Below are 14066 nucleotides of genomic sequence, written 5' to 3'. Positions count from 1 at the left end.
CTACCAGGGGAGAACATGGACGACGCCTTCCTCGGGATGGGTATCCCGACGCTGTTGCTGCTGATCATCGGCTGGCTGATCGCCGGCGCGGTGGCCGCCTTGATCGCGCATAAGCGTGGCTTGAATCCGATCGTGTTCTTCCTGGTGACAGCGTTTTTCCTGGGCCCGCTCGGGCCGGGATTCGCATTGTTGGCCCAGCCCGACGCCAATCCGGAACCGGCGAAACGAAAGGTCGCCGACGGCCGTCGCCGATTCGTCTGCCCGCGCTGCGGCGCCGAGAATGACATTCCGAATGAGGACGCGTCGTATAACTGCTGGCGTTGTGACGAGCACCGCAAGGTTCGCCCGGTCAAGGCACTCGTCGACGCGCCCGCCGGCCCCGCCGAATAGCGCATTGTGACCCGAATCGGGTCACCCACGACAATGCCGGTCGGCCAATTATTTCCGTTTGAATTGGTTCACCGTTATCAAACAGTTATCGTATCCGCGTGGGTCGACACGAATCAGCCAAGCCGACGCGGCGGCGTTCGCCGTTTCTGATGGCGGTGATGGTTGTCCCCGCGGCCGCTCTGCTGGCGGCCGGGGGTGGGGCACTGCCCGTCGCCGCCGATGTCCCGGTCCCGGACGGCGTCACGATCACCGGTGGTGATTCGTCGGTCCTGATGGTGGCGGCGCCGCAGGCGGTCAACATGGCCAACCTGCGCAAGGTGGACCCGCCGCCGGACACCCTGCCGGTCGGCCGGGCCCCGGAAAGCGGCCTGCAGGTCAAGACCATCCTGGCGGCCCGCGCGATCAGCGCGGAGTTCCCCGAGATCCTCACCATCGGCGGGGTTCGGCCCGACTCGCTGCGCTGGCACCCCAACGGCCTGGCGCTGGACGTGATGATCGCCAACTACGGCTCGGCCGAGGGCATCGCGCTCGGCGATCAGATCGTGGCGTTCGCGATGGCCAACGCCGACCGGTTCGCGCTGCAGGACTGCATCTGGCGCGACACCTATTACACGCCCGACGGCGGCGCGCAGGTCGGCGGCTACGGCCACTACGACCACGTCCACATCACCACCAAGGGCGGCGGCTACCCGACCGGCGCCGAGATCTACACCGCCCGTTGAGTCAGGGCCGCAGCACCAGTTTTCCGACCGTTCGCCGATCGCCCAGGTCTCGGTGCGCGTGCGCGACGGCCTCCAGCGGGTACTCGGTCACCGCGACCCGCAACCGCCCGTCGGCGGCGAACCCGATCAACCGGCGGAGCGCCTCGACGGCGCGTTCCCGATGCGCCAGCCGGCCCTGCAGCGCGTACCCGGTGACGCTCAGATTGCCCGCCATCAACGCCATCGCCGGGTAGTCGGCGGGCGTCCGGCTGGCCGCGCCGAACGTCACGATCCGGCCGAAGGGCGCCACGCAGTCCAGCGTCTGGCGGGAGATGGTCCCGCCGACCGAATCGAGCACCAGATCCGCCCCGCGTCCACCGGTGGCGCGCCGCACCGCGGCGGCCCAGTTCGGGTCGGTGTAGTCGACCGCCAGATCCGCGCCGTGGGCGAGCACATGATCGCGCTTCGCCGGCGTGCCCGCCGTCCCGATCACCGTCGCCGCCCCGAGCAGCCGGGCCAACTGGGTGGCCAGGGTGCCCACGCCGCCGGCCGCCGCGTGCACCAGGACGGTGTCGCCCTCGGTGAGGCCGCCGGCGTCGGTCAGCGCCTGGTAGGCCGTGAGCCCCTGCACCCATAGCGCCGCGGCGGTCGGGAAGGCCACGGAGTCCGGCAGCGGCAGCACCGCGTCGGCCCGGGCCAGCGCGTATTCGGCGTAGCCGCGGTCCACCATGGCCGCCACCCGCGTGCCGACCGCAGGCCCGCCCGGCGTATCGGCCGCGACGACACCGGCGACCTCTTGGCCCATCCCGGCCGGGAACCCGACCTCGCCGAAGTCCCCCCGCCGTTTCATCACATCGCCGTAGGAGACACCCGCGGCTTCGACCCGGATCAGCACCTCACCCGGGCCGGGGCCGGGATAGGCGCGTCGACGACGCGCAGCACCTCCGGGCCGCCGAACTGGGTGATCAGCACGGCCCGCATGGTGTTCCCCGTCGCGGCGCCCGCGGTCCCGGCGTTCATCGGCAGATCCTGGCGTCGCCGGCGAACAGCTGCCCGGCGAGGGCTTCGCGGTCGAGTTCGGCGCCGAGGTAGGCCAGGTAGCCGTCCGGGCGGACCAGCGCGACGCCACCGTCGGGCAGCCCGTAGGCGGCGGCAGCCGCCGGATCGGGGATCCGCGCCACCTGCACCCGTTCGCATAGGTCGTCGGCGTCGATATCGGCGAACACCAATAGCGTGTAGCCGTCGTCGTCGAGCAGATCGTGCAGGCGCACCGACCAGCCCGTCGCGGCGCCGACAGTGAGGTCGGGCGCCCGGTCGCCGACGGCGACCCGGCCGTGGGGCGCGGCGCCGGAACCGTCGTGATACGACACGTCGAGCTGCGAGATGGCTCGGGTCAGCACACGCTGGGTGTGCGCGAGGCGCAGCACCCGCGGCGCCACCCTTCGGCGCATCGCGGTGCCGCCCGTATCACCCGAGGTGCCCGCCAAGTCCGGCTGCGTATCGACGCCACCTGGCGCTGGGCCGCGATCATTGCCACCGCCTGGCAGGCCATCCGCACCGCCTTCGGCTGACACCGGCCCCCTGACCGACCAACCACGAAAGACCCACAGGCACTGGGAAAGCCCGCCCCGCCCGGCGACACGGGACGCCCCACCACGCCAGCCACCCGACATTGCCACACCGAGAAAGAAGCCCGGAAGACGCTGGCGGAATTGCAGAACCTGGCGGCCACCGGCGCTTATGCGTCTCCGTCGAAACTCACCGTCGAACAGGTCTGCGAGGACTACATATCCGGCCGCCACAATTTGCGGGCGACGTCGCTTTCCAAACTGGAATACGATCTTGCTCCGCTGCGGGAACGGCACGGTGAAATGGCGGTACAACGCCTCACCAAGGCTCAACTCGACCAACTCGTCGCCGATCTGGTCGCCGGCGGCACCGTCACCGCCAAGGGCAACACCCGCAGGCCGTGGTCAGCGGACTCGGTGAACAAGGTGATCGTCAGCGTCGGCCAGGTGCTCGCCGACGCCCAGGAGCAAGGCATCGTCAAGCGCAACGTCGCCGCCAAGGTCGCCAGGGTCACCAAGTCACACAAGGACGTCGAGACCTACACCCGCGCCGAGGTGGAGAAGATGCGGGCGCAGTTCGCCGACCACCGCATCGGCCACGCTGGGGAACTGTCGCTGTACGGGCTGCGGCGTGGCGAGATCGCCGGGATGCGGTGGGCCGACGTCGACCTCAAAGCGAAGACGCTGACGATTGCGAACAACCGGGTCGCCGCCGGCGCCAAGGTAGTGGAGAACGATCCGAAGTCCGATGCATCGCGGCGGAAGCTGCCGCTGCCAGATCGCTTGGTGAAGGTGCTCAAGGCGGCGAAGAAACGGCAGGCCGCCGAACGGCTCGCCCTCGGTGAGCACTACGGGCCGGGGGAGTACGTCGTCAGCAACGAGATCGGCCAGCCGTACCACCCTCAGGTGATCTCCCGGTACTGGGCCGACGCCGCCAAGGCGGCCAAGGTGCGGCACATCAAGTTGCACGGCGGCCGGCACACCGCCGCCACGCTGATGCACCTGGACGGTGTGCCCATCGCGGTGATCGCGGCGTGGATCGGGCACTCGGATGCCACGTTGCCGCTCAAGGTCTACGCGCACAGCCAGGACGATGCGCTCAAGGCCGCCGGGTCGTCCCTGGACCGCCCGAACAGGAGTTCCGTCTGAGTTGTGACCCTAGGTGAGCCTGACGGGTCGGGTCGAACAGGATCGAACAGGGTATGCGCTGGTCAGAGTGGAGCCGATGACGGGAATCGAACCCGCGTATTCAGCTTGGGAAGCTGATGTTCTGCCATTGAACTACATCGGCACGGAGCGGCTCACAGGCTATCAAACAGCGTTGCGGCGTCGGGGTGCGCGGTGGTGTCCATCGCGAATCGCCGACATGATGGCGGCCTCGGTCTCCGGCCAGTTGTAGACGACGTCCTGGTAGGTCAGGCGCATGTGGAGCAGGCCCTGCCGCGCCGCTTCGCGGTCCTTCCTGCGGTCCTTGCGGAAGCCGGCTTCGGTCAGGTGATGCTCCACGCTGTCGGCCTCGATGATCAGCCGATCCCCGACCAGGGCGTCCACCCGCCCGACGCCGGGGATCGCCGCCTGCGGCTCCACCTTGACCCTCTTGCTCCGCAGCCGCAGCCGGATCATGGTCTCGGTGCCGGAATCCGCTCGGGCGTCGCAGCGGTCCAGGCACCGTCGGATGTGGGCGGGTGCCCCGTCGAAGGCGGCTTCCACCTCGGTGGGAGTAAGGACCTCGACGACGGGCTCACCGGCCAGCGCTCGCCGCGAGATGTTCAACAACGAGTCGCACACCACGGTGATCCCTTCATGGTCCAGGCATCGCAGCGCATGGCGCAGCGCCAGAAAGGGCTCGTCGGTGGCCTCGCGCACCGGTTCGGGCGCCCCGTACTGCTGGCAGTACCGATCAGGATGGGCTCGGTTGAAATGGTCATTGCCGCGGATGTGCAGTTTTGGTGGATGCGGCGGTACCCAGACACCGAGAAACTCCAGCGCAGTGATGCAACTGACGGCGCCGCCCCTTTTCACTGCTTCCACTGCTTGGGGATTCGCACCGGGTAACGAGAACCAACCGCGCCGAATCCGAACGTAGGCTCCACTCCGCAAGCCCCGGAGAAGTTCATTCCGGCCCACCCCGCGACGATGCCACTCCTGACGCGAGCGAATGCCTGGATAGACCACCGCGTCAGTGTCACCCCTCGCCACCGCGGAGACGGGTCAGCAAGCCCAAGGCCTGTGCATAAGCACTCGTGTGCCAAACCACCGGCTGTGTGGGCGTTCATCTGGATAATCCAATCGAGAGTGCGCACAGCCGGTGGTTTGACACACCTCCACCCGTGAATCCCCCGCCGGGAGCCGATACGCTCCACGTGTGCTGCTCTCTGACCGCGATATCCGCGCGGAATTGTCCTCCGGCCGACTCGGCATCGACCCTTTCGAGGATTCTCTGCTGCAGCCGTCGAGTGTGGATGTGCGGCTGGACAATCTCTTCCGGGTTTTCAACAACACCCGTTACACCCACATCGACCCCGCGCAGCGGCAGGATGACCTGACCTCCCTGGTCGAGCCCAAGGAGGGCGAGCCGTTTGTGCTGCACCCGGGCGAGTTCGTGCTCGGCGCTACCCTGGAGCGCTGCAGCCTGCCCGAGGACCTCGCCGGCCGCCTGGAGGGCAAATCCTCGCTCGGGCGGCTCGGGCTGCTGACCCATTCGACAGCGGGATTCATCGATCCGGGGTTTTCCGGGCACATCACCCTGGAGCTGTCCAACGTCGCGAACCTGCCGATCACGCTCTGGCCGGGCATGAAGATCGGCCAGCTCTGCCTGCTGCGGCTGACCAGCCCCGCCGAGCATCCGTATGGCTCCGACAAGGCCGGATCGAAGTACCAGGGCCAGCGTGGACCCACCCCGTCGCGTTCCTACCTGAACTTCCGCCGGGACTGATCGACCGATCATTTAGCCACTCTCGACAAACGGTTCTATCGGCGTAGGGTGGACGTCGGGTCGGGGCCCGGATGTCGGGCGGGTCACCGTTGTCGGAGGTAACGCCGGCGACAGCGAAGTCGATGAAATAGCAGGCGCCAACTCAGGCGCGCACAAGACGGAGACTTGGAGGGGCCGTGGACATCGTTCTTGGTGTGTCGATGACACCCACGACGGTCCGCATGGTGCTCGTTGAAGGCGAGAACGCCGACGGCGTCACCGTTGATCACGATGTGTTCGCCATCCCCGCTGGGGAGAGCGCCCCCGCGCAGGTCGTGGCGGCGATCCTCGGCACTCGGGAGAGCGCCGTCGAGGGTGGCCACCACTTGCTTTCGGTCGGTGTCACGTGGCGCGACCACGCGTCGGCCAAGGAACTCCGCGAAGCCCTGAAGAGCAACGGCATCGATGACGTGATGCTGGTGTCCGAGTTGCACTCGGCCGGGGCCCTGGCGACTGCTGCCGGTGGCGCGATGGGCTACGAGAACACCGGGCTGATGTTCCTGGAGCGCGACACTGCGACGCTGTCCGTGGTCGACAACGCCGACGGTTCGATCATCAAGGTCGAGCGCCGCGAGCTGCACACCGCAGACGCCGTCGCCGAACTGGGTGCGATGCTGCGTGGGCTGGAGGACCTGAAGGCCTCCCCGGACGGGGTGTTCGTGGTCGGCGCCGGTGTCGATGTGGCAGCGATCAAGACCGAACTGGAATCCTCCACCAGCCTGGCGGTGGTGGCGCCCAGCGAGCCGGAGCTCGCTCTGGCCCGCGGCGCCGCGCTGGCCAGCACGCAGGCCCCGCTGTTCGAGGCGACCACCTCCGGGATGGCGTTCGCGCTGGCCGACCGCACGGTGGCCGGTTCGGTGGTCGCCGCGGCGCTGGCCGCTTCCACCGAGCCCGCCGACGGCCCCGCTCTGGCCTACAGCGCTGTTGACGACGCCGACGATGCCGCCTTTGCCGCGAAGCTCGCCAGCGAGCATGACCTGGACTCCGGGCAACTCGCCGAGATCGCCGAGGCGCTGGAGGTCGGTGAGGAGGCAGAACGCAAGCCGTTCCTGCTGGTCGGAAGCACCCTGGCGACGGTGTTCGTGGTCGGCATCGCCGCGCTGGCGATCTCTTTGGCGGTGACCATCCGGCCGACCGCCGATGAGCGTCCGGCCCCGACGAACCAGGCGATCGTTCCGGCCGAGCAGCTGGAGAAGGAACCGGTCGTCCCCGCGCCGGAGACCATCACCGCGCCCGAACCAGCCGCGCAGCAGGCGCCGGCCCAGCAGTCCGCTCCGCACACCGTTCAGGCCAACGCCCCGGCGCCGGCCCCGGCAGCTGCTCCCGTGCAGGCGCCCGCGCCCGTGGTGGTCGAGGCTCCGGCCGCGGTCGAAGCCCCGGTGGTGGTGCCCGTGCAGCAGCCGCCGGCCGCCGTGATCGAGACTCCGGCGCCCGCCGCTCCCGCACCCGTCACGCAGGCTCCGGCGGTCGTGCAGCCGACGCCCGCGCCGCAGCGTCAGCAGACCTACCCCGCGCCGCAGCGTCAGTGGGAGCCCTCGCAGAACCAGCAGACCACGCAGTACCCGCAGAGCAATCCGATGTGGCCGCAGCAGCAGTACCCGAGCTGGCCGCAGCAGCAATACCCCAGTTACCCGCAGCAGCAGTACCCGAGTTATCCGCAGCAGCGCCAGTCGGAGTCGCAGTACCCGTCGCGCAAGAGTGACAAGAGTGAACGACGCAGCTCCCGCGACGGCATCCTGGACATCCCGTTCCTGCCCTGGCCGCTGGGCGGAGATCGCTGACTGTTGGTCACCTGACGTTCGCGCTCTGATCGCGACGGCGACGCCGACGGGACATCCCCGGCTCCTATACAGGGTTCATGAGATGCGCCGTATTCGGAACCGGTTACCTCGGCGCCACCCATGCGGCCGGGATGGCCGAGCTGGGTCACGAGGTGATCGGCGTCGACATCGACCCCGGAAAGGTCGCCAAGCTCGCATCCGGTGAAATCCCTTTCTACGAACCGGGATTGGCCCGGATGCTGCGGGAGAACCTGGCGGCGGGCCGGCTGACCTTCAGCACGGACTACCAGCTCGCGGCGGACTTCGCCGACGTGCACTTCCTGGGTGTCGGGACGCCGCAGAAGAAGGGTGAGCTCGGCGCCGACCTGCGGCACGTGCACGCCGTCATCGACGAGCTCGCGCCGCGTCTGAGTCGGCCCGCGGTGATCGTCGGGAAGTCGACGGTGCCGGTGGGCACCGCCGCCGAGCTGGGCCGACGGGCCCGCGCGCTGTCCAGCGTCGAGGTCGAGGTGTCCTGGAACCCGGAGTTCCTCCGGGAGGGATTCGCGGTCGAGGACACCCTGCGACCGGATCGCATCGTCGTTGGTGTGCAACAGGATTCGACCCGGGCCGAGGCCGCGCTGCGGGAGCTCTACGCCCCGATGCTGGCCGCCGACGTGCCGTTTCTGGTCACCGATCTGCAGACCGCAGAACTGGTCAAGGTCTCGGCGAACGCCTTCCTGGCCACCAAGATCTCTTTCATCAACGCGATCTCGGAAGTGTGCGAGGCCGCGGACGCAGACGTGACTGTGCTGGCCGATGCGCTGGGCCATGACCCGCGCATCGGCCGGCGATTCCTCAACGCCGGCTTGGGATTCGGCGGCGGCTGCCTGCCGAAGGACATCCGTGCCTTCATGGCGCGCGCGGGCGAACTGGGCGCCAGCCACGCGCTGACCTTCCTGCGCGAGGTGGACAGCATCAATATGCGGCGCCGAGCCCGGATGGTGGAGCTGGCCACCCGCGCCTGCGGTGGATCGCTGCTGGGGGCGAACATCGCGGTGCTGGGAGCGGCGTTCAAACCCGAGTCCGACGATGTGCGGGATTCCCCGGCTCTCAATGTGGCGGGGCTGCTTCAGCTCAACGGCGCCGGGGTGCAGGTGTATGACCCGAAGGCGTTGGAGAACTCGCGCCGGGTGTTCCCGACACTGAACTACGCCACCTCGGTCATCGAGGCCTGTGAGAACGCCGACGCGGTGCTGGTGCTCACCGAGTGGCAGGAATTCGTGGACCTCGCGCCGGCCGAACTCGATTCGGTGGTGCGGTCGAAGGTCATCGTGGACGGCCGCAACTGCCTGGACGTCGCCCGCTGGCAGTCCGCTGATTGGCAGGTGCACTGCCTGGGGCGCCTCGTACGCTGATCGGGTGGATTTCGTCGCAGAGTTTCTCGCCCAGAACCGGGCGTTCGGTGACACCGTCGCGGTGATCGACGAGGCCGCGTCGGTGCCGACGTGCCCCGGTTGGACCGTCAAGCAGCTGTTCCGCCATGTCGGGCGCGGGAACCTGTGGGCCGCGCAGATGGTCGCGGAGCGGGCCACCGCGCCCGCCGACCCCGCGAAGGTGCCGGGCGGCCGCCCGCCAGGGGACCCCGAGGGCGATCGCGCCTGGCTCGACGCCGGGGCCCGGCTGCTGGTGGACGCGGTCAACGAGGTGCTGACCGAGGACGGTCCGGAGGCGATGGTGTGGACATTCTGGGGTCCGCGCCCGGCCCCGTGGTGGATACGCCGACGGCTGCACGAGCTGCTGGTGCACCGCGCGGACGCCGCCGCGGCGGGCGGCTTCGACTTCGAGGCGCGTCCGGAACTGGCTGCCGACTGCATCGACGAGTGGCTCGACTCGGCGGTCCGAATGGTCCCGGATCTGCCGTTCCGGGTGCATCTGCACGCCACCGACTACCCCGGCGAGATGGGCGAGTGGATGATCGGCGGCGGCACCTGGACGCACACCCACGGGACGGCGGAGCTGGGCCTGCGCGGTCCGGTCCGGGACCTGCTGCTGGTGGTCACCGGGCGCCGCCCGGTCGCGGAGACCGACATCGAGGTGTTCGGCGACGAATCACTGCTGCCGACCTGGCGTGCCGGCATGAAGTTCTGAGCAGATAGGTTTAAGCAATGAGCACTTCAGAGATCGCCACCGTGCTGGCCTGGCACGACGCCCTGAACGAGCGCAATATCGACACGCTGGTTCAGCTGTCCAGCGATGACATCGAGATCGGTTCGGCGAGCGGCGCCGCCCAGGGGTTGGCGGCGCTGCAAGATTGGGCCGCCACCGTGGAGGGCGCGGTCACCGTCGGCCGGCTGTATGTGCACGACGGCGTGGTGGTCGCCGAGCAGACCTTCGACAACGGGGCCGTCGGCGCCAGCGCGTTCCGGGTGGTCCACGATCAGGTCACCTCGGTGTTCGGCCACCCGGATCTGGAATCGGCGCTGCGGGCCACCGACCTCACCGAGGACGACCTGGACGCCTGATGCGCGGCATCATCCTGGCCGGCGGCTCGGGCACCCGGCTCTACCCGATCACGATGGGTACGAGCAAACAGTTGCTGCCGGTCTACGACAAGCCGCTGATCTATTACCCGCTGTCCACCCTGATGATGGCCGGGATCCGAGACATCCTCATCATCACCACCAGTTTCGACCAGCCCGCGTTCCAGCGACTGCTCGGCGACGGGTCCGAGCTGGGCGTGAGCATCAGCTACGCGGTGCAGGACACCCCGGACGGGCTGGCCCGCGCGTTCGTGATCGGCGCCGACCACATCGGCGAGGACAGCGTGGCTTTGGCGTTGGGGGACAACATCTTCTACGGCCCCGGGCTCGGCACCAGCCTGCGGCGATTCCAGGACGTCGACGGCGGGGCGATCTTCGCCTACCGGGTCGCCGACCCGACGGCCTACGGGGTGATCGAGTTCGACGCCGACGGCAAGGCGGTCTCGCTGGAAGAGAAGCCCAAGAACCCGAAGTCGCACTACGCGGTTCCGGGCCTGTACTTCTACGACGCCGACGTGGTCGAGATCGCCAAGTCGCTGAAGCCGTCGGCGCGTGGTGAATACGAGATCACCGAGGTGAACCAGACCTACCTGCGGCAGGGTCGGCTCGCCGTGGAGGTGCTCGATCGTGGCACCGCCTGGCTGGACACCGGCACCTTCGACTCACTGTTGGACGCAAGCGATTTCGTGCGCACCATCGAGCGTCGGCAGGGCCTGAAGATCTCCATCCCCGAAGAGGTCGCGTGGCGGATGGGTTTCATCGACGACGAGCAGCTCGACCGTCGCGCGGAGGCGCTGCTGAAATCGGGGTACGGCGGATACCTGCGAAACCTGTTGGCGGACTAACGCGCAGTGCGCGCCGGGGTGGCCAGGGCCGCCGCGATCGCGGTGGTCAACGGCACCGACAATGCCAGCGCGATGCCGCCGACGGCCGAGCGCGCGATCTCGATGGCGACCGCCTCGCTGGTCAGCACATCCCCCAGAGACCGGTTGGCCACACTAAAGAGCAGCAACAGCGGCAGCGCGCTACCCGCGTACGCCAGCACCAGGGTGTACACCGTCGAGGCGATGTGATCGCGGCCCACCCGCATGGCCCCGGTGAAGATGTCCCGCCGCGAGCCGGTTTCGGACAGCTCGGCCAGCTCGAACACCGCCGACGCCTGCGTCACGGTGACGTCGTTGAGCACGCCGAGGGAGCCGATGATGAAGCCGGCCAGCAGCAGCCCGGTGATCGACACGTGCCCGAGGTAGGCGGCGACCTCGGCGTTCTGGTCCTCCGAGAGGCCCGTCAGATGCGCCAGTTCGATGGCGGCCCAGGACAATCCGGCGGCCAGCAGCAGCGCCATCAGGGTGCCGAGCAGCGCCGCGCTGGTCCGCAGGCTCACCCCGTGCGCGAGATAGAGCACCGCGTACAGGATCGCCGCCGACGCGATGAGGGCGACCGGGACGGCGGGGGCGCCGTCGCGCAGCGCCGGCAGCAGGAATACGACCAGCACCCCGAACGCCACCACGATCCCGATCAGGGCGCGCAGCCCACGCCAGCGAGCCACCGCGACGACCACAATCGCGAACGCCAGCGCGAGCAGCGCCAGCGGCCAGGTCCGTTCGTAGTCGTAGAAGCCGTAGCTGGTGGCCCCGGCGTCGTCGACCGCCCGGATGATCCGGATGTGTTCGCCGGCAACGAGGTTCGGCTGACCCGGGCCGGGGGTGAACTCCAGCAGGGTGTTGGCGCCGGCATTCGGTCCGGAGGTGATCTCGATGAGGGACTGCACGCACGAACCGGCGCCCGGTATCCCGGGCGCCGCGGCGCCGATGAGAACCCGGCCCGCCGACGGGCTTCCACAGTCGGCGAGCTCGGTGGACCGCACCAGGCCGCTCTCGGTGCTGACTGCCCCGCCGCTGGAGCTCTGATACGGCAGCGGGATGTCGACCTTCTGGTGGCTGGGCCACATCACGGCGGCGCCCACCGCCACCACCACGCCGATGGCGACCAGCAGGCCGACCACGATGCGCGCGGCCAGCGGGCCCAGCGGCGCCGGGCCCGAATGGGCATGGGAGTGCGAGTGGCCCACCTGCGCGGTTACTGCCGGTAGCTCACCAGGAAGTTACCGAGCCGCTCGATCGCCGCGGCCAGGTCCCTGGCCCACGGCAGGGTCACGATGCGCAGGTGATCGGTTGTCGGCCAATTGAATCCGGAGCCCTGGGTGACCAGGATCTTCTCCTGCAGCAGCAGGTCGAGGACCAGCTGCTCGTCGTTGTCGATGTCGTAGACCTCAGGATCCAACCGGGGGAAGGCGTACAGCGCGCCGCGCGGCTTGACGCATGACACCCCGGGGATGGCGTTGAGGCTCTGGTAGGCGACGTCGCGCTGTTCGAGCAGCCGTCCGCCGGGCAGCACCAGGTCGTCGATGCTCTGGTGCCCGCCGAGCGCGACCTGAATCGCGTGCTGCGCCGGAACATTCGGGCACAGCCGCATGTTCGCCAGCAGGCTCAGGCCCTCGATGAAACTGGCCGCGTGTTCCTTGGGACCGGTGATGACCAGCCAGCCGGACCGATAGCCAGCCACCCGGTAGGCCTTGGACAAACCGTTGAAAGTCAGCGTCAGCACGTCGGGGGCGACGCCCGCCATATTGATGTGCTCGGCGTCGTCGTAGAGGATCTTGTCGTAGATCTCGTCGGCCAGGATCATCAGCTGGTGCTTGCGGGCGACGGCGGCCAGCTGGGTGAGCACCTCGCGGCTGTACACCGCGCCGGTCGGGTTGTTCGGGTTGATCACCACCAGCGCCTTGGTGCGGTCGGTGATCTTGGATTCGATGTCGGCGATATCGGGCTGCCAGCCGTTGGTCTCATCGCACAGGTAGTGCACCGGGGTGCCGCCGGCCAGCGCCGTCGTCGCGGTCCACAGTGGGTAGTCCGGCGACGGGATGAGTACCTGATCGCCGTTGTCCAGCAACGCCTGCATGGTCATGGTGATCAGCTCGGACACCCCGTTGCCGAGGTAGACGTCGTCGACGTCGAAGCGCGGGAAGTCCTCGACCAGTTCGTAGCGGGTGACGACGGCGCGGCGGGCGCTGAGGATGCCCTTGGAATCGGAGTAACCCTGCGCGTAGGGCAGCGCCTGGATCATGTCGCGCATGATCACGTCGGGCGCCTCGAACCCGAACGGGGCGGGGTTGCCGATGTTCAGCTTGAGGATGCGGTGGCCTTCGGCCTCCAGCCGGGCTGCGTGGTCGTGGATGGGTCCGCGGATCTCGTAGAGGACGTTCTGCAATTTGGTGGATTGCATGAACACCCGTTGCCGGTGATGCGGATGCCCCGACGCATGCGGGTGCAGCTGGTGAGTGGTCACGCAGAAGATTCTCCCACGGTTGTCCAATCGATTAGCTGGATGATCCCTGCCGAGATCCACCGGCTCCGGGCCGGGATCGGTTTGGTGACAAGGCGGACACGAATCGGCAGAAGGGTGCGCTGAACAGGTGTTTCCCCGCGCCAGGGCGGTATTTTCGCGCGGTGGGAACTTCCTTGTCTTCGTCTTCGGTTCGACCCGGCGCCCGGGTGCTCGGCGCGTTCGCTGTGGCGGGAGCCACAGCGCTGATCTGCGCGGGGCCCGCGGCAGCTGCGCTGCAGGACGGCGTCTACGCCATGGACGGCAGCGACGGGATGAGCGAGGTGACCGTCACCACCAACTGCCTGCCGACCGGGTGCGCCACCCTGGTGTCGAGCAACGCCGGCTGGGTCGCCCAGGCGCAGGAGTCCAACGGCCTTTGGTACTTCTCCTACACCCGGCCCGACGGCCAGATCTGTCCGGACCGAACCTTCGCCCCGGTCACCGTGCACTACGCGGTGAACCTGAACACCATGTCGGGGGTGATGTCGGCGGATTCCAACGGCGACTGCCCGGGCGGCGTGATCAACCAGACGCCGTTCAGCTTCCACAAGGTGCGCTGAGGATCTTCGCCGCAGGTCTTCGTCGCAGATCGGCGAGGGCGTCACCAACGTCCCCCGTGTGACCGTGCGGCGGAAAATCGCCGATCGCCCGCCGCACCGTCACAGGCGAGGTTGCGCGAGCGACACCACGGCCCCGAAAACCCAAAAGGGCGGGCGGGTGTGAACCCGCCCGCCCTTTCTGGG

The 14066-nt window shown here is 68.5% G+C and carries 16 protein-coding genes and 1 tRNA gene; 10 read left to right on the top strand and 7 right to left on the bottom strand.

The window, feature by feature from the left end; translation table 11 throughout:
* The first annotated feature begins 15 nt into the window (after window positions 1-15).
* A complete protein-coding gene (locus L2Z93_RS17815) occupies window positions 16-390 on the top strand; it encodes a hypothetical protein (protein WP_090588754.1) in 375 nt (124 codons plus the stop codon).
* Between the two features lie 98 nt (window positions 391-488).
* Complete coding sequence (locus L2Z93_RS17810; RefSeq protein ID WP_090588753.1) at window positions 489-1112, top strand: VldE C-terminal domain-containing protein; 624 nt, start codon at window positions 489-491, stop codon at window positions 1110-1112.
* A 1-nt stretch (window position 1113) separates the two neighbouring features.
* On the opposite strand, the gene L2Z93_RS17805 is transcribed toward L2Z93_RS17810, so the two are convergent.
* From L2Z93_RS17805 to L2Z93_RS17795, 3 genes are read right to left on the bottom strand one after another with little or no spacing between them, the layout of a single operon-like run.
* The gene (locus L2Z93_RS17805) at window positions 1114-1941 is read right to left on the bottom strand and encodes a zinc-binding dehydrogenase (protein WP_128111828.1); all 828 of its coding nucleotides are present in this window, start codon (window positions 1939-1941) and stop codon (window positions 1114-1116) included.
* Between the two features lie 38 nt (window positions 1942-1979).
* Window positions 1980-2111, bottom strand: coding sequence for a hypothetical protein (locus L2Z93_RS17800; RefSeq protein WP_260575463.1), 132 nt, complete (start codon window positions 2109-2111; stop codon window positions 1980-1982).
* Window positions 2108-2542 carry an aromatic-ring hydroxylase C-terminal domain-containing protein gene (locus L2Z93_RS17795; protein WP_162561893.1) on the bottom strand — a complete coding sequence of 145 codons (435 nt, stop codon included), beginning with the start codon at window positions 2540-2542 and terminating at the stop codon, window positions 2108-2110. The genes L2Z93_RS17800 and L2Z93_RS17795 overlap by 4 nt, the downstream gene beginning before the upstream one ends.
* A gap of 261 nt (window positions 2543-2803) precedes the next feature.
* On the opposite strand from L2Z93_RS17795, the gene L2Z93_RS17790 reads away from it, so the two are divergent.
* Window positions 2804-3808, top strand: a complete 1005-nt coding sequence (locus L2Z93_RS17790) for a tyrosine-type recombinase/integrase (RefSeq protein WP_260575462.1) — start codon at window positions 2804-2806, stop codon at window positions 3806-3808.
* Between the two features lie 68 nt (window positions 3809-3876).
* Here L2Z93_RS17790 and L2Z93_RS17785 read toward each other — a convergent pair.
* Together L2Z93_RS17785 and L2Z93_RS17780 are read right to left on the bottom strand one after the other, a co-directional pair.
* Window positions 3877-3950 (bottom strand) — tRNA-Gly (locus L2Z93_RS17785).
* Window positions 3951-3970: 20 nt separating this feature from the next.
* A complete protein-coding gene (locus L2Z93_RS17780; protein WP_128111829.1) occupies window positions 3971-4681 on the bottom strand; it encodes an endonuclease domain-containing protein in 711 nt (236 codons plus the stop codon).
* A gap of 343 nt (window positions 4682-5024) precedes the next feature.
* Between L2Z93_RS17780 and dcd the strand changes: the two genes are divergently transcribed.
* From dcd to rfbA, 6 genes are all read left to right on the top strand, one after another.
* A complete protein-coding gene (gene dcd, locus L2Z93_RS17775) occupies window positions 5025-5594 on the top strand; it encodes a dCTP deaminase (protein WP_090588748.1) in 570 nt (189 codons plus the stop codon).
* A 176-nt stretch (window positions 5595-5770) separates the two neighbouring features.
* Window positions 5771-7414, top strand: coding sequence for a DUF7159 family protein (locus tag L2Z93_RS17770; protein WP_420092984.1), 1644 nt, complete (start codon window positions 5771-5773; stop codon window positions 7412-7414).
* Between the two features lie 77 nt (window positions 7415-7491).
* Entirely contained in the window at window positions 7492-8811 is a 1320-nt protein-coding gene (locus L2Z93_RS17765) for a UDP-glucose dehydrogenase family protein (RefSeq protein WP_090588746.1), read from the top strand.
* A gap of 4 nt (window positions 8812-8815) precedes the next feature.
* Complete coding sequence (locus L2Z93_RS17760) at window positions 8816-9544, top strand: maleylpyruvate isomerase family mycothiol-dependent enzyme (RefSeq protein ID WP_090588745.1); 729 nt, start codon at window positions 8816-8818, stop codon at window positions 9542-9544.
* A 17-nt stretch (window positions 9545-9561) separates the two neighbouring features.
* A complete protein-coding gene (locus tag L2Z93_RS17755) occupies window positions 9562-9918 on the top strand; it encodes a nuclear transport factor 2-like protein (RefSeq protein ID WP_090588744.1) in 357 nt (118 codons plus the stop codon).
* The gene (gene rfbA, locus L2Z93_RS17750) at window positions 9918-10781 is read left to right on the top strand and encodes a glucose-1-phosphate thymidylyltransferase RfbA (protein WP_090588743.1); all 864 of its coding nucleotides are present in this window, start codon (window positions 9918-9920) and stop codon (window positions 10779-10781) included. Before L2Z93_RS17755 ends, rfbA begins: the two co-directional genes overlap by 1 nt.
* Here the strand turns inward: rfbA and L2Z93_RS17745 are convergent.
* Together L2Z93_RS17745 and L2Z93_RS17740 are read right to left on the bottom strand one after the other, a co-directional pair.
* Window positions 10778-12007 carry a YibE/F family protein gene (locus L2Z93_RS17745; protein ID WP_090588742.1) on the bottom strand — a complete coding sequence of 410 codons (1230 nt, stop codon included), beginning with the start codon at window positions 12005-12007 and terminating at the stop codon, window positions 10778-10780. The genes rfbA and L2Z93_RS17745 overlap by 4 nt on opposite strands.
* A gap of 8 nt (window positions 12008-12015) precedes the next feature.
* Window positions 12016-13311 carry a pyridoxal phosphate-dependent aminotransferase gene (locus L2Z93_RS17740; protein ID WP_090588741.1) on the bottom strand — a complete coding sequence of 432 codons (1296 nt, stop codon included), beginning with the start codon at window positions 13309-13311 and terminating at the stop codon, window positions 12016-12018.
* Window positions 13312-13508: 197 nt separating this feature from the next.
* Between L2Z93_RS17740 and L2Z93_RS17735 the strand changes: the two genes are divergently transcribed.
* A complete protein-coding gene (locus L2Z93_RS17735; protein WP_128111831.1) occupies window positions 13509-13883 on the top strand; it encodes a hypothetical protein in 375 nt (124 codons plus the stop codon).
* Window positions 13884-14066 lie beyond the last annotated feature (183 nt).

Source organism: Mycolicibacterium brumae, from assembly GCF_025215495.1.
In the GTDB taxonomy this organism is placed as follows: Bacteria; Actinomycetota; Actinomycetes; order Mycobacteriales; family Mycobacteriaceae; genus Mycobacterium; species Mycobacterium brumae.
This window is presented reverse-complemented; position numbering and strand designations above follow the sequence as displayed.

What these genes read in the sequence shown, in the direction of transcription:
- L2Z93_RS17815 (WP_090588754.1), top strand. Translation starts at nt 16, where the DNA reads ATGGACGACGCCTTCCTCGGGATGGGTATCCCGACGCTGTTGCTGCTG.
- L2Z93_RS17805 (WP_128111828.1), bottom strand. Translation starts at nt 1,941, where the DNA reads ATGAAACGGCGGGGGGACTTCGGCGAGGTCGGGTTCCCGGCCGGGATG.
- L2Z93_RS17800 (WP_260575463.1), bottom strand. Translation starts at nt 2,111, where the DNA reads ATGAACGCCGGGACCGCGGGCGCCGCGACGGGGAACACCATGCGGGCC.
- L2Z93_RS17795 (WP_162561893.1), bottom strand. Translation starts at nt 2,542, where the DNA reads ATGCGCCGAAGGGTGGCGCCGCGGGTGCTGCGCCTCGCGCACACCCAG.
- L2Z93_RS17765 (WP_090588746.1), top strand. Translation starts at nt 7,492, where the DNA reads ATGAGATGCGCCGTATTCGGAACCGGTTACCTCGGCGCCACCCATGCG.
- L2Z93_RS17755 (WP_090588744.1), top strand. Translation starts at nt 9,562, where the DNA reads ATGAGCACTTCAGAGATCGCCACCGTGCTGGCCTGGCACGACGCCCTG.
- rfbA (WP_090588743.1), top strand. Translation starts at nt 9,918, where the DNA reads ATGCGCGGCATCATCCTGGCCGGCGGCTCGGGCACCCGGCTCTACCCG.